This window comes from Aquimarina sp. RZ0 (assembly GCF_008370685.1).
GTDB lineage: Bacteria > Bacteroidota > Bacteroidia > Flavobacteriales > Flavobacteriaceae > Aquimarina.
The window spans coordinates 1-24,255 of sequence record NZ_VTZU01000095.1; the positions used below are offsets into that span (position 1 = coordinate 1).

Below are 24,255 nucleotides of genomic sequence, written 5' to 3' on the forward strand. Positions count from 1 at the left end.
TCGTGCTTACTAAAAAAAGCAGCAACACTTTAAAAAACGGCCTTGCAAAGAGCTAAAGTTAATACCCAGTAAATTACGAATTTTACGTTAGCCTACGTACTGAAGTTTCTGGGGTCTATGAGGGATTACCTAAAACAGCATATAATGTTTCCTTATCCGTACTTTTAGCATATTCAATAGATTTTAAGTGATAAGAAACAGCATCCTCATATCTCTCCAAATATTTTGAAATTGTACCTAAAGTAGAATAACATAATGGTATGTATTCTGATTTTCCAGATGATTCAAACTTTTTAATAGCCCTTATAGTTAAATCCTCGCTTTCGCTATAATCTTTTACTTTTTGAGATAGTTTTGCTAAATCAATTAATACTTTACCATGATCAAATGCATAATCAGTAGTATTATACAATTTATTATTATCAAATGATATATATATTTTATCTGCTTCATAAAAGTTTTTATAAGCACTATCTAACTGAATATTTCTGTAATATATTCCTAAATTACCATGTGATTTGGCAATATTGAGAGAATCAACAATTTTATTTGATAATCTCAAAGATTTATAATTTAAAACTTTAAATTTTTCAAAATCTTTAAGAAAATAGTATTGAATTGAAACTTCTTGAAGCTTTTCAACTTTAAATCTATCTTCAGGAAGAGTACTAACAATGCCATAGGCATTCTTTAAATATTCTTTTCTTTGCTCAATAGATTTATTTTCATCCTTAGCATTATTAATACTAGAATCAATTATACTAGATTTTATTTCTTCATTCTTAAAACCTTTATCCTTATCACAACTCAATAAAAAGAATAAAAAAAATACTATAACAGCATTCTTAAAAAAAAATCTCATAGTACATCCAAATTAAAGCCTAATTTAAGGATTAAAATTATAAATAAAAAACAAAGAGAGACTAATAACATAGCCTCTCTTTTAACATAAAAATGTTTTAAATTTTCCTAGTAATTAATTAGCCTGGATTTACATCTTCCGATCCATCTTCTGTTCCAACTTCCTCAATCTCCTCTAATCCAACCTCTTCATTTACAGTATCAGCTTCACAAGCGATAAACATTGAACTTACAAATAATATAGCAAAAATAGTTTTTATAGCTTTCATAATAGTATCTTTTTAGTAATTATATATTGTCTTTTAAAGTAATCAGTTTGTTTAATTTTTTTCTCCTTACAGGATGTTATCCAGTTAGAATAAATGGGGATTTATTCTCAATTCTTTTTTTGTTTGTTGTTAAGGATTCCGCTGGCCAGCTTCCCATATTCGGATTACTCCTCATATATCCTTTTAGTAAATGTGTATTAGGTTGATAACCTTAATTGTACACTACAAATGTAAGCAGATATGAGACTCGCGCCTAATATATTAAGGTGTGTTTAGTGGATGAATGCCCAACAAGTGTAGATGAATGGATTATACGTGTAGATGAGTGGTTTTTAAAAAACCAATAATTACGTAAGAATAAGACTACTAATTATAATAAAAAGAAGAAAGCCTAAAAAAATTATAAAAAAAACAAAAAACTAAATAAATAAAAACGCAAAAATATACGATAATCAAATTACCTGGCTAGGTTTTATTTATTTATAAACAGTACAACCTTATCACAAAGGGTGTATATACTATGTTATAGACATTATTTACTATAGTAAAAATTCCCAATATCCATTTGTAAGAATATCCATATAATAAAGAGAGTCGTTTTGGGGTAATATCCCTTACATTATTTTTCTTTAAAAAAAAGGAAAAAACTTACGCCATCTAATTACCGATATAACACATTGCACATTTTACACTAATACCATAAAAACGGTAATAGTGATATTTTTCTCAGTAAACTACCTCAGGGTAAACCCACGAGGCATTCATTAGAAAAAACATTTCAACTTTCGCAGCAAGCCTCAGAACATTTAAATCTCGATTATGGAGCAAACTACCTCGTATAAGTCCACAAGGAATTTATTTAGAAAGAAAACATTTCGATTATCGAGTAAACAAAGAAACACGGTAGCAAAAAAAACTATGTTGACTCCCCCAATCATATCCCTGACACACTTATCCTTAAGGTTACAGAAATCAGCACAATGAATTCAGAATTCAAAAAACACCATACTACAGAGCAGATATACCATAATAAGGAGAGAAAATATTAGTAAACCACCTCAGGGCAAGCCTAAGAGGCATTTATTAGAAAGAAACATTTCGATTTCGAGGCAAGCTTCGAAGCACTTAAATCTCAAGTATCGAGTAAGGAGCGATAAACTAAAGCCGGAAGAAAACATTTAGAACACAAAAAAAAACTATAAGAAATTGATAAAACCATCACTATATATATATAGAAAAAACAGAGGTCAGTCGTCATACCTGCTTATGCATATTGTTAATTACAAACACATAATAGCTATATCAATACATGCTTCTAACAAATTAAAGCATTAATAAGACAACAACAGACTTATAACAAGGATACTAAGACTGCTCATCTAATCAGAATCACACAAGAACGGGCATTCATGACAATACACAAAACTAAAACAATCGTACAATAAGAGCATTTAATTTGTATTGTCTTGCCAACGTTAAAACAATAACAAAACTACAGCCTCTACCGTAGCCTACCAAATAATAAACCCTTACAGATCAATGGCACAACCACAGACTAAATCATCTATACAAGCCTAAGTAATTATATCCTGTTCATCGCATTTATTACCCACAAAAACAGATACATATACAATCTTCTACAAATAAATTTTTCACATCAAAAATGATTGATAACTAAAAGACGCTAAAAAGGACTATATTATTATTTATAAACAATAATTACTATACATGTAACAGGCTATTTTTTGCCAGTGTATCCTTGATTTCTTCTACGTTTGTTTTGTAGGATTTAGAAAAAGGAATCATATCTGTAGTGTTCTTTATTGCACATTTGGCCTTCCCAAAATGTATTCTCGATACGTATTTTGTATTGATAATATAACTATTATGAATCCGTACAAAATGATCTGGTAGTAAATTCTGAAAATGCTTTAACGTCTTGAAAGCCTCTACTTTGTTACCGTTACTCATTACAAAATCTGTAGTATTACTATCCGCTTTCAGATATAATACATCATCAATATTAACAAATCGGTAGTCTCCATAAGACCTAAAACATAAGGTATTATCTAATACTTCGTCAAAATCTTTCTCGAATCGATGAACCGTTTTTATGAGTTGACTTTTGATGGACGGTTTAAGGATATAATCCAATACACGGTGACGTATACCTTCTATAGCATAGTCGATGGTTTTGGTAACAATCACAAATTCTGGTAAGTGTGACATATACCTTGTTAACTCTGATAACAAATTATAGTGCGTTTTAGCTCCATCTGCTCCTGGAGTTTCTGGATCCAAAAAAACCAATCTAGGCTTTCTCTCCAAAATTAAATTTAGAGCATCTTGTTCATTAGTTGCAATTCCTGTGCAGATATAATCGTTATGGTTTTCTAGGGAGATCTGAATAGCGTGTGCAGAATTCTGATCATTATCAATAATGATATAAGGGTATTTCATGAGGGTATGACAATTAAGGGTTATCGTTGGTTATCAAATACTACCGTATTCTTAATAAAAATTTGTACACATTTACTTGGTACAAGATATGTTTTTTACACATACTTAAGATACGGTAAAACCACAATATTATTAAGTTAACACAGTATTTATAAGGTTTGCAAGCTTGTATTTAATCGGATTTACGTACATATTATCGAAATTAAAGGTTTAATATCTCTAAACTAAAAACAGACATACCAAAGTGTATAAACCACAAAAACATGTCTTAGACAGTTTATTTTCAAGCTATTAAAACGACAGCTATTAGAAAATATTATAAAAAAAAAACATTTAATAACATTTAACTATCGATATCTATATCAAAAAAGCTTCGTCGGTGTCATACGAATTTCAATCCTGATCCAGGACAAATCATTTACAGCTGATTTGTGTTTTCTTTGGCAAAGCACTTTAAAGGCTATGAACTCATCTTCTACCAATGAAGTTTATATCCTATTTTTAAAATAATTTTTATTCTATTCTTTCTGCTTCAAGTTTTTTAAATATTTTTAAAAAATTAATTATACCAGTTCTTATACGATTTATAACTAAAAATTTCGCATATTCATCGTTTCTTTTTCCTTTCTACTTCGTTTAAAAAATAAACCGTAGCTATAGCTATGCTTGATTTTTTTGCCTTGCATAAAGAAAAAATAATTCAATGAATTTATACGAATTTTTTAATCGCAAATCGTATTAGATGAAATCACCTTAAACAGAATCAAATAATTTTTTAATTTAGATGAGAAATAAAAAAATGATTTTAGTAGGTAATTTCATCTGAGAAATGCTATGACTCTTGAAAATGAAGCATTACAATCTCTGGTTCTAAAACACTCAAATAGCAGGCAATAATTTTCTGTTTAAACAGAAAAGAGCAAATTTAAAGGGTATTTTAAATCGAGATCAAATATTGATAAACTCTCTCAAATCAGTTAAAAAAATAAAAAAATAGATGAAAAAGGTAGTCGTACTTACCGGTGCTGGAATTAGCGCAGAAAGCGGAATCAACACTTTTAGAGGTTCGGATGGGTTATGGGAAGGGCATGATATCATGGAAGTAGCCTCTCCGGTTGGCTGGAAAAACGATCCTGCACTCGTACTAGATTTCTATAATAAAAGGCGTAGTCAATTATTAACTGTACAACCTAATCTGGCACATCGCTCCTTAGTATCTTTAGAAAAAACACATGAAGTAATTATTATTACTCAAAATGTTGATGATCTCCACGAACGAGCCGGAAGTAGTACCGTAGTACATTTACACGGAGAATTATTAAAAGTGAGAAGTCAATTAGATGAAAATCTGGTTTTAGACTGGAGAACAGATCTTACCATCGGTGATTTCTGTGAACATAATTCACAACTACGTCCTCATATTGTCTGGTTTGGAGAAGAAGTACCTATGCTGGAACATGCAATACAGATTACAGAGCAAGCTGATATTCTTATGATTATAGGAACTTCTATGCAGGTATATCCTGCAGCAAGTTTATTACAGTTTGCTCCACAAAATACTCCTATATATTTTATCGATCCTAATCCAGCTATTTCTGCAAAAGAAAATCTAACCATCCTGGCAGAGAAAGCAACCGTTGGCGTACCCGAGGTAGTTCAGGAATTAACAGAAGCTGTCATATAGTGAATGTCGGAGATATCACTACTAAATCATAAAAATCACTTTTTACTAAAATAAGAAGATACTTTACCATATGATAAATCTGGAAACCGAAATTAAATCTACCAATCATTCTCGTGAGAAACGAAATCAATTTGCTAATTTGATTTTACAAAACCCAGAACTATTACTTCAGCTGTTGCGTATTTGTGCTCAAGTAGATAATGGAATATCGTGCAAAGCTTCCTGGGGTTTAGAGTTTTTATGCAAAAACAACCTGAAAACCATCCTCCCTCACCTGGATCAATTGATGCTCCTATTCCCTACCGTATATCAGCATCCCGCAGTAAGACCTATGGCAAAAATATGTGAATATTTAGTACTTGAATATTATAAAAATAAATCAGAGATCATACAAAAATATCTAACCCTATCACATAGAGAACATATAACAGAATACTGTTTTGATTGGTTACTTACGGATCAAAAAGTTGCTGTAAAAGCCTACTCTATGACCTCTCTATATCTATTAGGTACAGAATTCGACTGGATACACCCAGAGCTTAAAACAATTTTAGAAAACAACTATAGTACTGGCAGTGCCGCCTACAAAGCTAGATCCAGAATGATATTGAGTAAAATCAGGTAATTGATAATGAATGCTAAAATTATTAAATTAATGCAAATTATCAGGCTAATTCTTTTGAATGCCATTAAAAATCACATACTAAAAACTATTAGACGCTCATACCATCCTTAATGTAAAAGTAGCCGTTGAAATTTGATGTTTTTTATTTGAATATGCTAAAACCAGAAAGGTATCATTAGAAAATTTGACTTGGTTCGTTCGTGATTCTTTTTTAAATAAATTATCTTTGCACCTTTCAAAAAAAACAACAAAAGTATGTCTTTATCTCCGCTACAAGCTATCTCCCCTATTGATGGGCGTTATGCCTCTAAAACAGAATCATTAAATGCCTATTTTAGTGAAGAAGCCTTAATAAAATATCGAGTTTTAGTGGAAATAGAATATTTTATTGCTTTATCAGAGATACCTCTTCCTCAGTTACAGGGCATAGATCCTACAATCTTTGGTGAATTACGAAAAATTTATACTGATTTTTCTACAGAAAATGCTCAAGCGATAAAAGATATCGAAAAAGTAACAAATCATGATGTAAAAGCAGTAGAATACTTTATAAAGGAGAAATTTGATGCACTGGGATTACGGGAATACAAGGAATTTATCCATTTTGGTCTGACATCTCAGGATATTAACAATACGGCAATTCCTCTTAGTATTAAAGAAGCTATTGGCGATGTATATATCCCGCAATATCTTGCATTAAAAGATAAACTGTCAACATTGGTTACAGAGTGGTCAGAAGTTTCTATGTTGGCTCGCACACACGGTCAACCTGCCTCTCCTACCCGATTAGGAAAAGAATTTCAGGTATATGTTACCAGATTAGAAGCTCAATTTGATTTATTAAATGATATCCCGAGTGCAGCAAAATTTGGAGGTGCTACAGGAAATTATAATGCGCATAAAGTAGCCTATCCTACAATTGACTGGAAAGCCTTCGGAACAAGTTTTGTACAAGAAAAACTAGGATTGCATCATTCATTTCCTACTACCCAGATCGAACATTATGATCATATGGCTGCTTTATTTGATGGGCTAAAACGTATTAACACTATTATATTAGATCTGGATCGAGATGTATGGACCTATGTCTCTATGGATTATTTCAAACAAAAGATCAAAAAAGGTGAAGTAGGATCCTCAGCAATGCCACATAAAGTCAATCCAATTGATTTTGAAAATAGCGAAGGTAACATAGGTATTGCCAATGCTCTTTTTGAACATCTATCTGCCAAATTACCTGTGAGCAGACTACAACGAGACCTGACAGACAGTACCGTTCTAAGAAATGTAGGAGTCCCTTTTGGTCATACCTTAATCGCTTTTCAAGCAACATTAAAAGGATTAAATAAATTATTACTTAACAAAGATAAATTCGCACAGGATTTAGAAAATAACTGGGCAGTAGTAGCAGAGGCAATCCAGACAATATTAAGAAGAGAAGGCTATCCTAATCCATATGAAGCACTAAAAGGATTGACAAGAACGAATGTCACGATCAATCAATTAGCTATTGCGGATTTTATCGAAACTCTGGAAGTTACTGACACTATAAAATCTGAACTTAAGGCAATTACTCCTTCAAACTATACCGGAATATAAGTATCAGACAAACCTAAATTTTTATATCTATTATCTGTGTGCTACATAAAAGATATAAGTTTTGAAACATAATGAGTCATATCACAACTTGCATTCATTTTATTAATTGTACATTTAGACAATGCTTACTAATAAAGTGATGATACTATTATCGGGGATTATCTGTATTTCATTTATTCTATCTGGAATATTAGGTATTCTAAAATACGTCCTCATACAGATTATTCTGGGAGGGTTGTTTATATTTTTTATAGGTAGCCTTTTTTACGTTAATTTAAAAAAACCAAAAAAATAAAGTAAACTACCTCATGGCGAGCCCAGGCTTTTATTGAAAAAAACATTTTTACCTCGATTATCGAGTAACACCAACAAAAAAAGCCTTGATTAACTATATAATTAAAGCTTTTTTATGAATTCATCTTGATTTTTTATTTTTAACTGAAAATGAGTTGAAATTTGTCAAAATGAGTTCTATACCTATTATTGATAAACAAAGGTTCTTATCTGATTCTCAATAACATTGAATATAATATCATTCTTAGTCTAGATCTATATTGATATCTCCAGCAATTTTCTTAATTGCGTCCAGATCTACATTTCCTTTATCTATAGCCTTCATTAACTTAGCCATATTCTCAGCTCTCATATTATCACCCAATACCCGGACCAAAGCCAATCCTCTTTCCTTATTAGAAGCAAATACAATTATCTCATCAATATCATCATCATCTCCTTGATACTTAACAATGGCTTTGGTACCATTAGAACCAAATCTCATCAGAGTTTCGTATTTTTCTGTATCAATTATCTTATTAATCAACACTTTTTCTTCTTCATATCGTGCTTTGGTAGCATCTTTCATTGGAAGCGCTAGAAAATTTACTTTCTTAATACTCTCCAGTGCTTCTTTCTCTTCTGCGGTAAGCGATACTTTATCAGTATCCAGAAGACTTGTAGGAACATCTACAGCCAAAAAATCTTTATCGTCCTGATGATCTACAAAATACTTTTGTAAAGATGTCTCGCCACCACAACTAATTAGTAACATCACACATGCGATTCCTATTATTTTTGCTATACTCTTCATTTATATTATTTTTTTGATTGATTAATTTCTGATTGATGTTTTTTTTTTAAACAACCTTCTTCAGATCTCCAATCTCAAGAAGGTTACTCAGTAATCTATTACAAGAACTTAGTAGTGAAGTTTAATTCTTCTTTTTTACTTTTTTTAATTCTTCACCACCAGGAACATTTAGGTGATCTGCAATTTTAGACACTTGTTTTAGATCAATATCTCCGGTAATTGTAAGTATTACTGTATTAGGACCTCCATCATTTTCCATTCCTTCCATGAACATAAACAATTCACTTACAAAATCTTCATTCTTTCCTGGTTTCGAATAAAATTTAACATTTTTACCATCGCTCTTTACACGCATTAATTCATCTAATGTGGAGCCTTTGAGATATGTTTCCACATCTGCTTTCATCTTTTGCCCAATTCCTTTATTTTCTGTAGCAAAAACTTTAATATTTTTTATATTTTCTACAAGATTTATATACTCTTTGACCTCCTGATCATTACTTTCTAAATCCAGCTTGCTCAACAGTTTAAACATTTTACTGGTCACCACTACAGAAGAAACATCGTTCATATCTTCATATTTATCAAAATTACTTTGGGCAATAGAAAAATATGGTATCAATGCCAGGGTTATTACTACAACTAACTTTTTCATAATTAAATTCATTTAGGTTATCCTTTTACGGGAATATTGGTTTTTTATTTTATTAACTTCTCTTTAGTAATTTCAAACTCATTTAAATAAACCAAGTCTTTTTTGGCATTATTAAACTCATTAAGGTACACTAAATCCCTTTTGCCCTCATTCATAAATTGAGCAACCAAGTTGAGGGCTTTTTTGGTTTCTTGTAACGCAATTTCAGGATCATTAAAAGTACCATATTCTCCTTTTTCGGCATGTTCCATTACCAGCATTGGAGGCTGATCAGAATCCGCACCGGGTAATAGATTGGTCATAAACAGCCCTACAATCAGACCTATTGATGCCGCTACACCTACCCAGGTATACCATGGTATCTTCTTATTCTTATTAGTACTCAATGCAACCTCTGAAACAGTTGTCACCTGACGCTCATCAGAAAAAAATTGAAACAGATCTTTGTATTTCTCTAGATGTGACGGTACACTTTCTCCGGTAAAATAAACCTTTAACTTTTTTTCTTCAGAAAGGGTCGTTTCTCCTTCAAAATACTTCTCCAGCAATTTTTCTATGTTAGACAATTCCATAATTGTGTTTTTTTAATAATTCTTGTCGTATTACTTTTCTTCCTCTTGATAATGCCACCCGCACTGCCGTCTCATTCATCCCCAGCATTTCTGCTATCTCTGCATTATTATACTCCTCTATATCTCTTAATTGGATAATCATACGTTGCTGTTCTGGTAATCCATCCATAATTTTGCCTACCCAATCCAGGCTATCTTTTGCCTCTATTTCTCGCTGTAGTGACGGACGCTCATCTTTATAATTACTGTGTACTATCTTTAGATTTCCAGCCTCTTTTGCTTTCAGCTTATCATAGCAGTAATTTTTTGTCATTGTCATTGCAAAAGCTTCTACATTTTTATACTCCGCCATTTTTTTCTTATTTCTCCACAGCTTCAATAAAATTTCTTGCGTAGCATCTTCTGCTTCTTCATTACTTACCAACAAACGCTTTGCCAACCTATATAGTTTGTCTTTGAATCCGTTAGTAAGCGATATAAATGCTCTTTCTTTCATATTCTTTGGTTGGTTGATTACAAAACTAAGCTGTTAGCTTTATATAAGGGAGACGACCAGCCTCATAATTTGTTACACAAAATTTTTAAATTATAATAAAGTTCCTATTTTTATGGTTATATAAAATAAAAATTCATGAAGAAATATATAAAATATAGTGTCCTATTACTTTTGATAAGTACTATCGCAACCAGTTGTTTTAATGATAATGATGATGTTCCCAGAATTTCTTCTACCTTAGAAATACAAGAATATATTTATAGAGGTCTCAATTTTTGGTCTGTATACAAAGCAGATGTGCCCGATTTGGCAAATAACAGATTCTCTTCTGATCAGGAACGTATCGATTTTTTAGATGATTTTAGTTCTCCAGAAGAGCTATTCGAAGCTTTAAAATCTTCGAGAGATCGGTTTACTGTGTTATTTAGTGATTTTACTGTGCTAGAAAATTCATTAGACGGTATCTCTCTAAATAATGGAATGGAATTTAGTTTTAACGCATATCCTAATGATGATACTAATGTATTTGGTTTTGTCAGATATGTACTCCCGGGAACAGATGCTGAGGCAAAACAGGTAAAAAGAGGAATGATTTTTAATACTGTTGACGGACAACAAATGACTCGATCCAATTTTAGAGAGCTAACAGCTCCCGATTCTTATACAATTGGGCTAGCTGATTTTGATGGCAATGTAATTACCCCCAATGACGAAACCATTCAGTTGACAAAAACACAGTACACTGAAAACCCTGTTTTTATTGCTAATACATTGGATGTAGGAAGCAGTAAAGTTGGATATCTAATGTACAATGCTTTTACTTCTGATTTTGATCCGCAACTGAATGCCGCCTTTGCTAATTTTAAATCTGAAGGAGTTACAGAGTTTGTTTTAGACCTTAGATATAATGGTGGTGGAAGTATTGAATCTTCTAAAGACCTTTCTAGTATGATCACAGGACAATTTACTGGTGATGTATACTCTAGAGAAGAATATAACGAGGATAGACAAGCAGACTTTGGAAATATAAGGACATTTGATACCGAAATCCGGGGAGGACAGGCTATAAATAGTTTAAACCTATCCAAAGTATACATTCTTACCTCTCCCAGAACTGCTTCTGCCAGTGAATTAATTATCAATTCACTACGCCCATATATACAAGTAGTGCAAATTGGAACAAATACTACCGGAAAATTTGAAGGTTCATTTATTGTCTATGATGCTCCTGAACCTCTTTTCAGAAGATCTGAAGCTAATTCTGGGCATAAATATGCTATGTTACCACTAGTACTAAGATCTTCTAATGTTAATGGGGTTACAGACTATGTGGATGGATTGGTGCCTGATATTGAACTTAGAGAAGATTTGTCTAATGCAGGAATTCTTGGAGACGAAAATGAACCTTTATTAAAAGCTGCATTAGATGATATATTAGGCAATAGAAGCGTAGGAAATAAAAATATCCAAAACATTAATTTTATCGGAGACAGTAATATGTTTGACCCTACATATCAAAGAATGTTTGTAGATTAATTTCTATATACCTGAACAAAAATAAAAAAGACCAAATTTTCATTTGGTCTTTTTTATTGATACCGATCCCATTTGCATTTATTATACGATTTACGGATGAGAATTTCGTAAAAATAATGGCAAGGATTTTTCGCTAGATTGATGAATCAAATTAAAGAATAGCATAGCTATTGTTTCATTTTATGAAGAAAATATAGTAGAAAAAGAATGTCATTAGATGCGAAATTTTTATTCGTAAATCGTATTATACGATTTGTGATTAAAAAATTCGTATAAATTCATTGAATTATTTTTTCTTTCTGCAAGGCAAAAAAATCAAGCATAGCTATAGCTACGGTTTATTTTTTAAACGAAGTAGAAAGGAAAAAGAAACGATGAATATGCGAAGTTTTTAGTTATAAATCGTATAACACCATTTCTGATTTCGAGACAAGCCTCGGAGCATTTAAATCTCGATTATTGAGTAAGTATCTAGAAGCTTAGATTAAATCCTATTCTGGCATTTCTCCCTCTTGTACTAAATCCAAATATTTCCTGATATTCTTCATTCAAAATATTATTCATAGCTGCATATACGCTAAGGTTCTCCATCAATTGATGACTTATATAAAAATCCAGTAATCCATAACTATCCAAAGTGACTGGCACAGGATCAAATGTAACTGGATCAAAATCACTATCCGTGCGCGCTCCATTATATTGATAAGTCAATTGGGTGTATGTTTTCCCTGATAACTGATACCCTATATTCGCCTGAATCGTATGTTCCGGAATTCTGATAGCATCCTCCAATTTGGATATATTAGTATATGTATAATTACCTTGTATAGATAACTTATCTTGTAATAACTTTGTAGAAAACTCTACTTCTACTCCATCTACCCTAATATCTGCTGATGAGTTAAAATTCACAAAAGTATTAGGATCAAATGTGATGAAGTTTTTTGATCTGCGGTTAAAATATACAACACTTAGGGTGGCCTTCTTTTGATGAGAAAGCACTGCCCCAGCTTCCAAAGTTGCACTTTCTTCTGGTTCTAAATCAGGATTTCCTGAAAAAAATGCTGTATCATACAATTGAAATAATGATGGCGTAATATATGCCGTACTATAGGAGGCCAGTCCTTTAATATAATTTTCTCCAAATGTATAAGTATATGAAGGATTTATGGTATACACCAAATGATTTCCATACGAACTATGGATATTCAATCTTACCCCTGTATTTATATTTAATCCAAATTTAGAAACATACACTGCATTTATATATGGATCAATGATATCAAAATCCGCTTCATTATCATTGATTGTTTGCTCTAGAGTTGTACTACCAAACGGGATGCTAAAAAGATTAAAATCACTATAAGATCCGTTGGCACCAATTAACGTATATATTCTATCCTTTATAGTGTACTTATTATATGCATCAAAAGTATATACTTTGCTCTCATATCGAGATGGAAAATTAGAATCAAACGCTCGTTCTAACAAGGAATAACTATCTACAAAAGTAAAACTACCATTGGGATATGTAGCTTCCCAAAATGAACCTCCTCTTAATTGACGGCTGGTAAATTGATTATCTGCATCAAGACTTGCTCCACCATCAAAATCAGTTTTGTATTGATCCAAATTACCAAAAAAATGAAACCTAAAATTTTTATTGTAATGATATCCTAGTTTAGCATATACATTAAACTTAGAATACGCATCACTTTCAAAATCTTCAGCTGTAGATTCTGACGGATTTTTTTCTGCAGCAGATAAACCGTCTGTAAATTGATTCGAAAAACTACTTACATAACTTATTTTACCGATAGTACCATGAATAGACGCCAAATTAACAAACTCATTGATATCATAATCCTGATCATCCTGAGACTGATTTGTACCGATTGTAGAAGAAAATTGTGCTGCTATTTTTTCTTTACCCTCTGATTTTGTAGTGATGTTGATTACTGCGGTTGCTGCTCCAGAACCATATAATGTACTGGATGCCCCTTTGAGTATTTCAATAGATTCTATTTGATTTACCGACAACAATCGTAAATCAAAATCCCCTGCAGCAGACGATGGGTCACTTACGGTAACCCCGTCTATCCTAATCACAATCTGCCGATTACGACCTCCTCTCACATAAACTCCCAATGGTTCTCCAGCGGCATTATTATTACCGTTTATATATACTCCCGCTACACGATTTAATACGGTCGCTACAGATTGCCCCTGGCTACGCTCTAACGCTTCAGAAGAAATTTTGGTAATTACTTTACCACTCTGCTCTCTTTTTAGTTTAAATTTAGAATCAGAAATAATTATTTCTTCTAATACATTCACTTTTTTATCTGGTACAATCTCTTGTGCTAAAACAACCTGAGATCCGAGCATTAAATATGCTACACCAAAAAACATTTTTTTGTTCATTTACTAAATGACTTAATTTTACAATTACCGGAAAAAAGTATGTAGTTTACCCATACCTAAACTTCTATCCCGAAAGTTTAACATAAATAAATTCAGGCAGGTCTCCTGGCTTTGCGTCTTATCGCTTACCTTCCCATTCGCGTGCGGCAAACAGTGGTTATTAAGAATTAGCAATAAGCATCAAACTGACATTTTATAAAAATTTATGTACGGTTTGACACAGCTTACAGTTGCGGGAACAGCTCAGGATTATTGATTTTACGATAATTATACATTAAAAATGACACCAGATTGCACATTTTATTTCCCTGATAAATTCGCGTCTCTTTTCACCCGATTCCCTTTTAATCCAGAACTCTACAATAGAATTAAGGAACCAAAATTCTCAGCGAATGTATTATTTTTCATGGAAAATGCACTTACTTTAACAAATAAATTAGTAATACTATTACCTTTGTGTATCTTAAAACTAGTTTTAAATGCTGTATTATATTACAGGTGGTGAACGTTCCGGTAAAAGCAATTATGCCCAGAATCTGGCATTAAAGCTCTCTGGTTCTCCTGTATATTTGGCTACATCTAGAATTTGGGATGACAATCATCAAGAACGAATCGACAGACATATTGCCGATCGTGATAAACGATGGACATCTATAGAAGAAGAAAAAGAATTGTCTAAAGTAATCTCAAAAAATAGTGTTGTTGTGATTGATTGTGTTACCCTATGGTTAACCAATTTTTTTGTAGATACCAAGAATGATGTAGCATCCTCTTTAAAATTAGCTAAAATAGAATTTGATAAACTTCTAGAATTAGAAGCAACTATTATCATTATATCAAATGAAATAGGAATGGGTGTACACGCCACCACAGAAATAGGTAGAAAATTTACAGAACTACAAGGCTGGATGAATCAGCATATAGCCAAACACTCTGATAAAGCAATATTAATGGTATCGGGTATACCAGTAACTATAAAATAAATGAATTTTAATATTAAGATCTTAAGCAATTCATTAGAAAGCGCTATACAGCATAAAATTAATATGAAAACGAAACCAGTAAGCTCTTTGGGAATACTGGAAGCAACTGCTCTAAAAATAGGATTGATCCAACATACCAAAACACCAATACTAACAAAACCCACCATCATCGTTTTTGCAGGAGATCACGGAATAGCTATAAGAGGTGAAGTAAATCCATACCCACAAATTGTAACTCAACAAATGGTTCATAATTTCTTGCGTGGCGGAGCTGCTATTAATTCATTTTGTACTCAGAATAAAATTGATCTCAAAATAGTAGATGCAGGAGTCAATCACGATTTCGAAAATAAAGAAGAGCTTATTGATTGTAAAATTGATTATGGTACCAAAAATTATCAGGAGGAACCAGCTATGTCGATGGATCAATGTAAAACGGCTATTGAAAAAGGCGTGAAAATTGTTACAGAAACCAAAGAAAACGGCTGTAATATTATCGGTTTTGGTGAGATGGGAATTAGTAATTCATCTGCAGCATCTTTATTAATGAGTTATTTTACCAAAATTCCTATTGAAGAATGTGTAGGAGCAGGAACAGGAGTACAAATGCAAGCTATGAAAGTAAAGAAGCGTATTCTTTCTGAAGTTTTCAAAAAATATAATCCCTCTTCACCTCTGGAAGCACTCGCAACTTTTGGCGGATTCGAAATTGCAATGATTACAGGAGCTATTCTAAGAGCAGCAGAATTACAAATGACCATTATGATCGATGGCTATATTGTTACTGCGGCATTACTTGTGGCAAATGCTATGAATGAAAATGTATTGGACTATTGTGTGTTTTCTCATACTTCTGAAGAGCAGGGACATCCAAAAATGTTGGCTTTTTTAGAGAAAAAAACACTATTATCTTTGGAGATGAGATTAGGTGAAGGTACAGGAGTAGCGGTAGCATATCCAATTATAGAAGCTGCCATTGCTTTTTTAAACAATATGGCTAGTTTTGAAGAAGCCGGTGTTTCGGAGAGTGATGATTAAAAAATAAATATATAATGACCTCCATTCGGGAAAAATGAAAAGAGGCATGCTATCTATAATCGTTTCTGGTATCGGTCTGTATTTTGTATATCGATATAATATACAAATTTACAATACTTCCGTTCTCCCCATAAAAAATGATTCTTCTGCGTATCTTACCCCATATATTTTTACGTTTCATAAGGTGTATAGAATACTTGCGATATCCATTGCGCTATTGAGTATTTTTTTAGGATTAATCTCCTGGAAGAAGGAAAAAAGCAGGCTTGGCTTATTGGGTATCATTGTAGCCATCATTCTAATTATTTGCAGCTATATTCCGTTCACGGATTATATATGATGAAGTAATAATGAATATGATTTGATTAAATATGTTTTACCAAGGTTTTTTTATATGAAGGAAGAGATACACATATTTTTTACAGCTTTACAATTTTTTACCAGAATCCCCTGCCCCAAATGGATTGATCATCATCCAGCATATTTACAAAAAAGTTCCAAATATTTTTCATTAATTGGGATTCTTGTGGGAGGCATTGGTGCTATTACTTTTTATGCTGCTTCTTATATATGCTCTCTGGAAATAGCAATTCTGCTCTCTATGGTTGCCACCATATATACCACTGGTGCTTTTCACGAAGATGGTTTTGCCGATGTTTGTGATGGTTTTGGGGGTGGCTGGACAAAAAATAAGATTCTTGTGATCATGAAAGACTCCAGATTGGGAACCTATGGCACTATTGGTATTTTACTTATACTCGCAGTAAAATATTCAGCACTGCGTGAAACTGAAGTTTTTTATATCCCCTTCGTATTAATCTCTGGACATAGTCTAAGCCGTTTTATCGCTACTACATTAATCTTCACCCACCCTTATGTAAGAGACACTGATGATAGTAAAGCAAAACCTGCTGCAAAAAACATGAGCCTCTCCATGCTTTTTATCAGCGGATTTTTTGGTGTGATTCCTTTATTGTTATTTAAAAACTTCTGGATATTTTTAGTTCTAATCCCCATGTATCTCTCTAAAATATTTTTGGCTGCCAAATTCGAGAGATGGATCGGTGGTCAAACAGGAGATTGCGCAGGTGCAGTGCAACAGCTAAGCGAAGTCGTTTTTTATTTAACAGTAACTATCATATGGAAATATATCTGGTAAGACATACTACTCCAAATATAGAAAAGGGAATTTGCTATGGTCAAAGCGATCTGGGTGTAACGGATACCTTTATATCTGAAACTTCCAGAATTCATACTCAAATCCCTATCCATAAGATTTCTAAAGTATATAGCAGTCCATTACAGCGATGCAAAATTTTGGCAAAAACATTTGATATACCAACCACCTTTGATAATAGGCTTAAAGAATTAGATTTTGGGGCCTGGGAGCTAAAAGCATGGAATAAAATTAATCCCGATGAACTTAATCCGTGGATGGAAGATTTTGTAAATGTAAAAGTGCCCTCTGGTGAATCCTATATAAAACTACAAGAAAGAATGTTAGATTTTTATGATTCGTTAGACCACTCCTCTGATGAACACATCATTATTGTTTCGCATGCAGGTCCAATAAGAGCATTATTATCACATACCAGACAGATAGCACTCAAAGACTCTTTTAGTATTAAAATAGGATATGGAGAAGTGATCAAAATGTAAACAACTTCATAGCTCTAACGTTTTAAAAAACTAAATCTGATTTGAAAACAATAACTGTCTGAATTTATCGTAAATTCAGACAGCATACCCTTATGATTGTCAAAAAAATTATTCGTTATAAAGGCTAAATGTTATACGATTTGTGATTAAAAAATTCGTATAAATTCATTGAATTATTTTTTCTTTATGCAAGGCAAAAAAATCAAGCATAGCTATAGCTACGGTTTATTTTTTAAACGAAGTAGAAAGGAAAAAGAAACGATGAATATGCGAAATTTTTAGTTATAAATCGTATTACTTCACTGATATGTTGCTTATGTCATAAAAATAAAGTGATTTAAAGGTCATAGAATTTCACTAAAAAAACTTTGTTGGATGAAGGTTTCAGATGCTTTGTGTTATTTTAAATTACTCAAAAAGCAAATTCATAGCAAATAATAGTAGTATTCTCTAAAAATTATCGAAGTTTGGGCTTTAAGCTGGTTTTAAAAGAAAAAACAACACGCAAAATATAAATTTTGCAGGTCAAATCAGTGCTCTAAATAAGTGCTTTTGGTAACAAATTAATCAAAAACAAATGAAATATTATACCATAGTAATATTTATATTCTTTTCCTTTTGTTCTTGCAAAAAGGAGGTGAAACAAAAAATTATTCCTGATATCAAAAAGCTAGTTACACAGGAAATTGAATATGCCACAGGTTTCACTATAGAAAATCATGAAACTTATAAAAAAATAAAAGTCACCGCTCCCTGGCCGGATGCCAAAAATGCTTTTACTTATATCCTATATCCCAAAGGGATGGAGAAACCTACATTGGATATCCCTAATGAAACCCTAAAATTCATACAAATCCCCGTAGAAAAAACAGTAGCCTCTTCTACCACAGACATTCCGATTTTAGAGTACCTGGAGCTAGAAAATAAATTGGTTGGTTTTCCGCATACGGATTATATTTCTTCAGAAAAAACCAGGACTCTAATTGATAGCGGACATATTGCCGAACTGGGAAACAATGGACATCTCAATACTGAACTCACCATAGAACTGGCGCCGGAACTCATCATTGGCTATTCTGCCGCCGGAGATATTAAAACCTATGACCTTTTAGAAAAAACAGGTATTCCTGTGGTGATGAACGGTTCCTGGATGGAGCAACATCCTTTAGGTCGTGCAGAATGGATAAAATTTGTTGCTGCTTTTTTTAATAAAAAAATTGAAGCTGATAGCATTTTTAAAAATATTGAAAAAGAGTATAAGGAAGCTACTACCCTAGCCAAAAATACGACCACATCACCAACAGTTTTTTCTGGTGATATGTTCAAAGATGTATGGTATGTCCCCGGGGGGAATAGCTATTTTGCCCAACTGCTAAAAGATGCAAATACGGATTATCTATGGGTTGACAATCAAAAAACTGGTAGCATTGCATTAAGTTTTGAAAGCGTCTTAGAAAAAGCCAAAAAAGCTGATATTTGGATAGGTTCGGGGAATTCAAAGTCTCTGGCATCACTAAAAGAAAAAAATAATCGATTCACTTTTTTTGATGCATTTAAAAATAAAAACGTATATTCTTATGCAATAAAGGTGGGCGAAAAAGGTGGATTACTCTATTATGAATTAGGATCTATTCGTCCTGATTTCATTTTAAAAGATATCATCCAGATTGCACATCCCGAGCTTTTAACAGATTATAAACCTTATTTTTTTGAAAAATTAAACTAATTGACCCCAAATAAATCATATCGCCTGGTTTTTATTGCCATTAGTATACTGCTATTAGTGTGTTTTATAGCAAATATTAGTTCGGGGTCTGTGTTAATCCCCTGGCTAGATACCTTGAGTAGTCTAGTAGGAGGCTCTGTAGAAAAAGAATCCTGGAAAAGTATCATCATTGAATATCGATTACCAAAAGCGATTACTGCCATCATTGTAGGCAGTGGTCTAGGAGTTTCTGGTTTATTAATGCAAACACTTTTTAGAAACCCACTGGCAGGTCCTTTTGTATTAGGAATCAGTTCTGGTGCCAGTCTTGGGGTAGCGTTGTTAATTTTGGGAAGTTCCTTTGTCACTGGTAGTACTGCGGTATTTCTTGTATCTAATTGGGGATTAGTTGCAGCTTCCAGTCTTGGTAGTATTGTAGTCCTCATTTTAGTAATGATCGTTTCTTCTCATGTGCGTGATACGATGGCAATACTCATCATCGGGCTTATGTTTGGTAGTATTACAGCTGCCATCGTGAGTGTCCTTTCTTACTTTGCCCCGGCAGAGCAATTACAACGCTATGTGTTTTGGGGATTCGGTAGTTTAGGCAACCTCACCTGGTCTGATATTTTGATATTTTCTGCAATCGCAATAGCAGGAATGCTATTAGCACTGATTGCTATAAAATCACTAAATACACTATTACTGGGAGAAAACTATGCACGTAGCCTGGGATTACACCTAAAAAAAAGCAGATTTCTTATCATTATTGCCACAGGTTTATTAGCAGGCAGTATTACTGCATTTGCAGGACCAATTGCTTTTATAGGGATTGCAGTACCACATCTCACCAGACAACTATTTCATACCTCAGACCATAAAATATTAATTCCTGCAGTCATACTACTTGGCAGTATTATTATGCTAATCTGTGATACGATCGCCCAACTCCCGGGGGTAGAATATACATTGCCAATCAATGCAATTACCTCACTGATTGGTGCCCCAGTTGTCATATGGTTATTAGTACGTAAACGGAAAATGTTATTTTAGAAACCTCAAAACAATAGAGACACGAATTTTATAGAATATATAATACTAGAAAACAGACATATTGAATCCAGAAAATCAAAATATAGTTTTAAGAACAGAAGATCTCTCTATAGGATATCGCCATAAAAATAACCTAAAAGTAGTTTCTGCTGATATCAACCTAAAACTATATGAAGGAGAACTAATAGGATTGGTAGGAGCTAATGGTATTGGCAAATCTACATTGCTACGCACCTTATCTAAGGTGCAACCACCACTAAGAGGAACTATTTATTTTAATGATAAAGAAATCAAAACCTTTGCCTCGTCAGAACTTGCTTCTCAGCTCAGTATTGTACTTACAGAGCAGATCGCTTCAAAAAATCTCACGGTACAGGAACTTGTCGCTTTGGGCAGACAACCGTATACGAACTGGGTGGGTAAACTGACAGAAGAAGATAAAGAAAAGATAAGAAAAGCAATAGAAGTAACACACGTCACCGAACTCGTAAAGAAGCGATGCTATGAATTAAGCGATGGGCAATTACAGAAAGTACTGATCGCCCGGGCCATAGCACAAGACACTCCTTTTATTATGCTGGACGAACCTACGACGCATCTGGATGTTTATCACAAAGCATATATACTAAAACTTTTAAAGCGTTTAGCTTTCGAAACCAAAAAAACGATCTTATTCTCTACTCACGAAATTGATTTTGCCATACAATTATGTGATAAAATGATTGTCATGAATACTGAGGGTTTTGAATTTGGGCGTCCCAAAGAACTCATACAATGCCGGGCTTTTTCTTCTTTATTTCCTGAAGACCTGATATTATTTGATCCTAAAACCGGAAGCTATAAAGTAAGAAATTAATATTCTTCAAGATCCAGGTAATTCTCGTAAAAAACTAATAAACAAATACATAGCACTTCTGTTTATTATTTTTCTAAAAAACAGCCAATAATGTAGGCGAATAGGCAGTCTGGCCTATGATAAAGAGAAGGAAAAAAGTCATCTGTAATGCAATCATGCCTTTTGTCGAATACTTTTACTTTTTATAGAAAAGCCGTAGAATAAATGAATTGATAACGCACCTATTTCTTTTATAAAATTGATATCTTCGTCCCAAAATAAAAACCTATTAATGATGAACAAAATTTTTAGATTTAAACCAATTGCACTTTTTGTGCTTACTGCTACAATTTTTAGCTGTAGTTCGGATGACAATGATGACCTGGTTATCACAGATCCTAATGCAGATTTCGATGCAGAACTTATTGTTACTGAAGCCGGTACTGATGATAAAAGAAATGTTACGGTAAACGCTGTCGATGTTACTGGAGACACCTTTAAAACAAAAGTTGTATTCTCTGCGAATTCGGCAAATATGAAAAGGTTGTACATCACTCAAAACATCTCAGCTGTAGGAGAAGAACCTTTTGTATTTACCTCTCAGGAAGTAGACGAAAAACCAGATGGATCTTTAGACCTTGTGGGAGAAAACAAAAAAGATTTTGAATTTCAACTGGATTTACCAAAACCAGATGTAGCCAATGGAACAGTAGTATATAAACTGTGGGCTACTACCGGAAGAGGTGATTTTAGAGACATTACTAAGCGAAATGCACTTGGAGACGATGTGGTAGGAACGATTACTGTAAGGTATGGTAGTGGTGTCAATGATGGTAGTGGTATTAAAGCATTTACACAAACGATGTTGGCAGCTCCTCTGGGAGACGGTTCTTCTGAAACTTTTATCTCTTTATTTAATAATAAAGTGTATAAAATTAGTGAAGGTGAAGAAACTGCAGCCTTATGGGATTTCGGATACTACTATGGAAATACTCAGAATGCTTCTTTAGCTTCTACTTCTAATTACCCTGCACTTTTTGATAATGACAATGATCCAAATACGGCACTTGTTAATGTATCTGGTCTTACTGGTGTAGCACAGACAGAATTGAATACTTTCTTCATTGCTTCTTCATCTATAGATTTTGACGCCGTTGCTGATTCTTCTGATCTAGATGCAATTACTGCACCTACTACAGAGAGAGCTACTGGTTTATCAGAAGGAGATGTTTTAGAATTCGTTGATAAATATGGAAATAAAGGAGTGATCAAAGTAATAGAAATTTCTGGAACAAACGGTTCTGGAGACTTTATCACATTAGACATTAAAGTACAAAACTAATTCTCGATAAAGTATTTTTTTTTAAATGACTACTCAGCAATGGGTAGTCATTTATTTTTTAACAAGCTCTCATCTATAAAAAGACACACATTGATAGAACTCACCTCTTTTTCAGCAGTAATTCATCAAATTATACAATGGGGCACTACGCCAAAACTTACGATTGATAACAAAGTACTACTACTAAAAAAATCCCTGATTTCTCTATATCAGGAATATCTAAAACTTCGGAGCAATACTCCTTCTGATGATAAAGACTACCACGATCCGCCTGATTTTAATTTTGAAAAAATATCAAACACCATCCGCTCTAATTTTGCTGAACTAGGTTTTTACCAAACAGTTTCGTATCCATTTGATTTAAAAAAACCTGATACGATTCTTGGCGATGCTAATGATGATTTATCAGATATCATTAAGGGTCTGATGGAGGTACAATGGAGGTTCCAAAATACCAGTGAGATCGATGCTATTTGGTATTTTGAGTTTATTATGCGCAATAAATCAACAACCTCGGAGCAAGCTCACGAGGTATGCTTCCAAAAATACATTTTGTTTTCAAGGCAAGCCTTGGGGAATGAAACCCTCTATGAGTGATTCAAAAAGGCATGTAGTAAATCTTATGAAGACACTAAAGGATTTGAAAGAAAAAGACATTGATTATACCACTTGTTGTTTAATTTTTAATGTAAAAGAAAATAATTAATAATACAAATCAGGTATTTATGGTAAAAAAGCACAAATAAAGAACAATAAAAACATCATAATACACAAAAGAGTATAATCAAATTTGGTCTTTTTTTATACCAAGACTTCTAACATTCTATAGATTGGAAATATCATTTCTGACAAACAGAAAAAGAACAATAGAAGTCACCTTGTCTAAGAAAAAGTTAAATTAGACACAAACGCACAGAATCATCAGAGTATGTTTAAAAAGAATACAAATTGAAAATCAATAGTTTGAGGTTCTGAATATACTTCAAATGGTGAGTATATCGAGATATTTACATTAATTTGAAGTAACCTCACGGTTCTTAAAATATTTGTTTTTCAAGAAGTAAGGTTTTTAAACAAGCTCTCAATAGAAATTAGACTTGAATATTTCTAAGAGCATGTTTAAAAATAAAATTATGCTAAAATTTATGTAAAAAATCTGGATAGCTTCTACTTTGCAATCAACAAAAAGACAAAGTTTATGCAATCGAGTTACAACCGACTTACTACCCAGCAGTGGGAAATTATGAAAAAAATACTACCTGTGAAACAAAAAGGAAAATATAAGTTGCGTGATATTGTTGATGCGATCTTATGGCAACTACGCATCGGTGGTCAGTGGCGTAATCTGCCAGATAATTTTCCCAAATGGGGT

At 33.0% G+C, this 24,255-nt stretch carries 23 protein-coding genes and 1 riboswitch; of the genes, 15 read left to right on the forward strand and 8 right to left on the reverse strand.

Annotation, left to right across the window (positions count from 1 at the left end; all coding sequences use genetic code 11):
* Nucleotides 1–115 precede the first annotated feature (115 nt).
* The 3 genes from F0000_RS23925 to F0000_RS23930 all read right to left on the reverse strand — a co-directional run bounded on the left by F0000_RS23925 (nt 116) and on the right by F0000_RS23930 (nt 3,590).
* Nucleotides 116–862, reverse strand: coding sequence for a tetratricopeptide repeat protein (locus F0000_RS23925; protein WP_149627250.1), 747 nt, complete (start codon nt 860–862; stop codon nt 116–118).
* Between the two features lie 118 nt (nt 863–980).
* Nucleotides 981–1,130: a hypothetical protein gene (locus tag F0000_RS27955; RefSeq protein WP_188112261.1), complete on the reverse strand. Its 150-nt coding sequence runs from the start codon at nt 1,128–1,130 to the stop codon at nt 981–983.
* 1,722 nt (nt 1,131–2,852) lie between these two features.
* Nucleotides 2,853–3,590, reverse strand: a complete 738-nt coding sequence (locus F0000_RS23930; RefSeq protein ID WP_149627251.1) for a LytTR family DNA-binding domain-containing protein — start codon at nt 3,588–3,590, stop codon at nt 2,853–2,855.
* A 997-nt stretch (nt 3,591–4,587) separates the two neighbouring features.
* Between F0000_RS23930 and F0000_RS23935 the strand changes: the two genes are divergently transcribed.
* The 3 genes from F0000_RS23935 (at nt 4,588) to purB (ending at nt 7,498) form a co-directional block, all read left to right on the forward strand.
* Nucleotides 4,588–5,274: a Sir2 family NAD-dependent protein deacetylase gene (locus F0000_RS23935; protein ID WP_149627252.1), complete on the forward strand. Its 687-nt coding sequence runs from the start codon at nt 4,588–4,590 to the stop codon at nt 5,272–5,274.
* 70 nt (nt 5,275–5,344) lie between these two features.
* Nucleotides 5,345–5,899: an adenylosuccinate lyase gene (locus F0000_RS23940; protein ID WP_149627253.1), complete on the forward strand. Its 555-nt coding sequence runs from the start codon at nt 5,345–5,347 to the stop codon at nt 5,897–5,899.
* A 255-nt stretch (nt 5,900–6,154) separates the two neighbouring features.
* Nucleotides 6,155–7,498: an adenylosuccinate lyase gene (gene purB, locus F0000_RS23945; RefSeq protein WP_149627254.1), complete on the forward strand. Its 1,344-nt coding sequence runs from the start codon at nt 6,155–6,157 to the stop codon at nt 7,496–7,498.
* Nucleotides 7,499–8,036: 538 nt separating this feature from the next.
* On the opposite strand, the gene F0000_RS23950 is transcribed toward purB, so the two are convergent.
* The 4 genes from F0000_RS23950 to F0000_RS23965 form a co-directional block, all read right to left on the reverse strand.
* A complete protein-coding gene (locus tag F0000_RS23950; protein ID WP_149627255.1) occupies nt 8,037–8,585 on the reverse strand; it encodes a DUF4252 domain-containing protein in 549 nt (182 codons plus the stop codon).
* 121 nt (nt 8,586–8,706) lie between these two features.
* Nucleotides 8,707–9,240 carry a DUF4252 domain-containing protein gene (locus F0000_RS23955; protein ID WP_149627256.1) on the reverse strand — a complete coding sequence of 178 codons (534 nt, stop codon included), beginning with the start codon at nt 9,238–9,240 and terminating at the stop codon, nt 8,707–8,709.
* A gap of 44 nt (nt 9,241–9,284) precedes the next feature.
* Nucleotides 9,285–9,812: a hypothetical protein gene (locus F0000_RS23960; RefSeq protein ID WP_149627257.1), complete on the reverse strand. Its 528-nt coding sequence runs from the start codon at nt 9,810–9,812 to the stop codon at nt 9,285–9,287.
* Nucleotides 9,799–10,308, reverse strand: coding sequence for an RNA polymerase sigma factor (locus F0000_RS23965; RefSeq protein WP_149627258.1), 510 nt, complete (start codon nt 10,306–10,308; stop codon nt 9,799–9,801). Before F0000_RS23965 ends, F0000_RS23960 begins: the two co-directional genes overlap by 14 nt.
* A 135-nt stretch (nt 10,309–10,443) precedes the next feature.
* Here F0000_RS23965 and F0000_RS23970 point away from each other — a divergent pair, with 135 nt between their 5' ends.
* Entirely contained in the window at nt 10,444–11,844 is a 1,401-nt protein-coding gene (locus tag F0000_RS23970) for a S41 family peptidase (RefSeq protein ID WP_149627259.1), read from the forward strand.
* Nucleotides 11,845–12,315: 471 nt separating this feature from the next.
* On the opposite strand, the gene F0000_RS23975 is transcribed toward F0000_RS23970, so the two are convergent.
* Nucleotides 12,316–14,268, reverse strand: a complete 1,953-nt coding sequence (locus F0000_RS23975) for a TonB-dependent siderophore receptor (protein WP_149627260.1) — start codon at nt 14,266–14,268, stop codon at nt 12,316–12,318.
* 77 nt (nt 14,269–14,345) lie between these two features.
* Nucleotides 14,346–14,664, reverse strand: a riboswitch (cobalamin riboswitch).
* A gap of 83 nt (nt 14,665–14,747) precedes the next feature.
* On the opposite strand from F0000_RS23975, the gene F0000_RS23980 reads away from it, so the two are divergent.
* The 11 genes from F0000_RS23980 to F0000_RS28710 form a co-directional block, all read left to right on the forward strand.
* Nucleotides 14,748–15,251 carry a bifunctional adenosylcobinamide kinase/adenosylcobinamide-phosphate guanylyltransferase gene (locus tag F0000_RS23980; protein WP_149627261.1) on the forward strand — a complete coding sequence of 168 codons (504 nt, stop codon included), beginning with the start codon at nt 14,748–14,750 and terminating at the stop codon, nt 15,249–15,251.
* Nucleotides 15,252–16,289 carry a nicotinate-nucleotide--dimethylbenzimidazole phosphoribosyltransferase gene (gene cobT, locus F0000_RS23985; RefSeq protein ID WP_149627262.1) on the forward strand — a complete coding sequence of 346 codons (1,038 nt, stop codon included), beginning with the start codon at nt 15,252–15,254 and terminating at the stop codon, nt 16,287–16,289.
* 46 nt (nt 16,290–16,335) lie between these two features.
* The gene (locus F0000_RS23990) at nt 16,336–16,629 is read left to right on the forward strand and encodes a hypothetical protein (RefSeq protein ID WP_149627263.1); all 294 of its coding nucleotides are present in this window, start codon (nt 16,336–16,338) and stop codon (nt 16,627–16,629) included.
* A gap of 54 nt (nt 16,630–16,683) precedes the next feature.
* Nucleotides 16,684–17,448: an adenosylcobinamide-GDP ribazoletransferase gene (locus tag F0000_RS23995; protein WP_149627264.1), complete on the forward strand. Its 765-nt coding sequence runs from the start codon at nt 16,684–16,686 to the stop codon at nt 17,446–17,448.
* On the forward strand, nt 17,430–17,948 hold the full coding sequence (gene cobC, locus F0000_RS24000) for an alpha-ribazole phosphatase (protein ID WP_149627265.1): 519 nt from the start codon (nt 17,430–17,432) through the stop codon (nt 17,946–17,948). Before F0000_RS23995 ends, cobC begins: the two co-directional genes overlap by 19 nt.
* A 637-nt stretch (nt 17,949–18,585) precedes the next feature.
* Entirely contained in the window at nt 18,586–19,674 is a 1,089-nt protein-coding gene (locus tag F0000_RS24005) for an ABC transporter substrate-binding protein (protein WP_188112262.1), read from the forward strand.
* The gene (locus tag F0000_RS24010) at nt 19,675–20,706 is read left to right on the forward strand and encodes an iron ABC transporter permease (protein WP_149627267.1); all 1,032 of its coding nucleotides are present in this window, start codon (nt 19,675–19,677) and stop codon (nt 20,704–20,706) included. It begins immediately after the preceding gene.
* A 61-nt stretch (nt 20,707–20,767) separates the two neighbouring features.
* A complete protein-coding gene (locus tag F0000_RS24015; RefSeq protein WP_149627268.1) occupies nt 20,768–21,562 on the forward strand; it encodes an ABC transporter ATP-binding protein in 795 nt (264 codons plus the stop codon).
* A gap of 274 nt (nt 21,563–21,836) precedes the next feature.
* Nucleotides 21,837–22,883, forward strand: a complete 1,047-nt coding sequence (locus F0000_RS24020) for a hypothetical protein (RefSeq protein ID WP_149627269.1) — start codon at nt 21,837–21,839, stop codon at nt 22,881–22,883.
* A gap of 90 nt (nt 22,884–22,973) precedes the next feature.
* On the forward strand, nt 22,974–23,480 hold the full coding sequence (locus F0000_RS24025) for a hypothetical protein (RefSeq protein ID WP_149627270.1): 507 nt from the start codon (nt 22,974–22,976) through the stop codon (nt 23,478–23,480).
* Nucleotides 23,481–24,081: 601 nt separating this feature from the next.
* A partial coding sequence (locus tag F0000_RS28710; RefSeq protein WP_149627271.1) for a transposase occupies nt 24,082–24,255 on the forward strand: 174 nt, incomplete at its 3' end.

Excerpts from the sequence above, each read along its gene's own strand:
- F0000_RS23940 (WP_149627253.1), top strand. The coding sequence starts at position 5,345 with ATGATAAATCTGGAAACCGAAATTAAATCTACCAATCATTCTCGTGAG.
- F0000_RS23965 (WP_149627258.1), bottom strand. The coding sequence starts at position 10,308 with ATGAAAGAAAGAGCATTTATATCGCTTACTAACGGATTCAAAGACAAA.
- F0000_RS23990 (WP_149627263.1), top strand. The coding sequence starts at position 16,336 with ATGCTATCTATAATCGTTTCTGGTATCGGTCTGTATTTTGTATATCGA.
- F0000_RS23970 (WP_149627259.1), top strand. The coding sequence starts at position 10,444 with ATGAAGAAATATATAAAATATAGTGTCCTATTACTTTTGATAAGTACT.
- F0000_RS23935 (WP_149627252.1), top strand. The coding sequence starts at position 4,588 with ATGAAAAAGGTAGTCGTACTTACCGGTGCTGGAATTAGCGCAGAAAGC.
- F0000_RS23925 (WP_149627250.1), bottom strand. The coding sequence starts at position 862 with ATGAGATTTTTTTTTAAGAATGCTGTTATAGTATTTTTTTTATTCTTT.
- F0000_RS27955 (WP_188112261.1), bottom strand. The coding sequence starts at position 1,130 with ATGAAAGCTATAAAAACTATTTTTGCTATATTATTTGTAAGTTCAATG.
- F0000_RS23950 (WP_149627255.1), bottom strand. The coding sequence starts at position 8,585 with ATGAAGAGTATAGCAAAAATAATAGGAATCGCATGTGTGATGTTACTA.
- purB (WP_149627254.1), top strand. The coding sequence starts at position 6,155 with ATGTCTTTATCTCCGCTACAAGCTATCTCCCCTATTGATGGGCGTTAT.
- cobC (WP_149627265.1), top strand. The coding sequence starts at position 17,430 with ATGGAAATATATCTGGTAAGACATACTACTCCAAATATAGAAAAGGGA.
- F0000_RS23995 (WP_149627264.1), top strand. The coding sequence starts at position 16,684 with ATGAAGGAAGAGATACACATATTTTTTACAGCTTTACAATTTTTTACC.
- F0000_RS23955 (WP_149627256.1), bottom strand. The coding sequence starts at position 9,240 with ATGAAAAAGTTAGTTGTAGTAATAACCCTGGCATTGATACCATATTTT.
- cobT (WP_149627262.1), top strand. The coding sequence starts at position 15,252 with ATGAATTTTAATATTAAGATCTTAAGCAATTCATTAGAAAGCGCTATA.
- F0000_RS23960 (WP_149627257.1), bottom strand. The coding sequence starts at position 9,812 with ATGGAATTGTCTAACATAGAAAAATTGCTGGAGAAGTATTTTGAAGGA.
- F0000_RS24020 (WP_149627269.1), top strand. The coding sequence starts at position 21,837 with ATGAACAAAATTTTTAGATTTAAACCAATTGCACTTTTTGTGCTTACT.
- F0000_RS23975 (WP_149627260.1), bottom strand. The coding sequence starts at position 14,268 with ATGAACAAAAAAATGTTTTTTGGTGTAGCATATTTAATGCTCGGATCT.
- F0000_RS23980 (WP_149627261.1), top strand. The coding sequence starts at position 14,748 with ATGCTGTATTATATTACAGGTGGTGAACGTTCCGGTAAAAGCAATTAT.
- F0000_RS23930 (WP_149627251.1), bottom strand. The coding sequence starts at position 3,590 with ATGAAATACCCTTATATCATTATTGATAATGATCAGAATTCTGCACAC.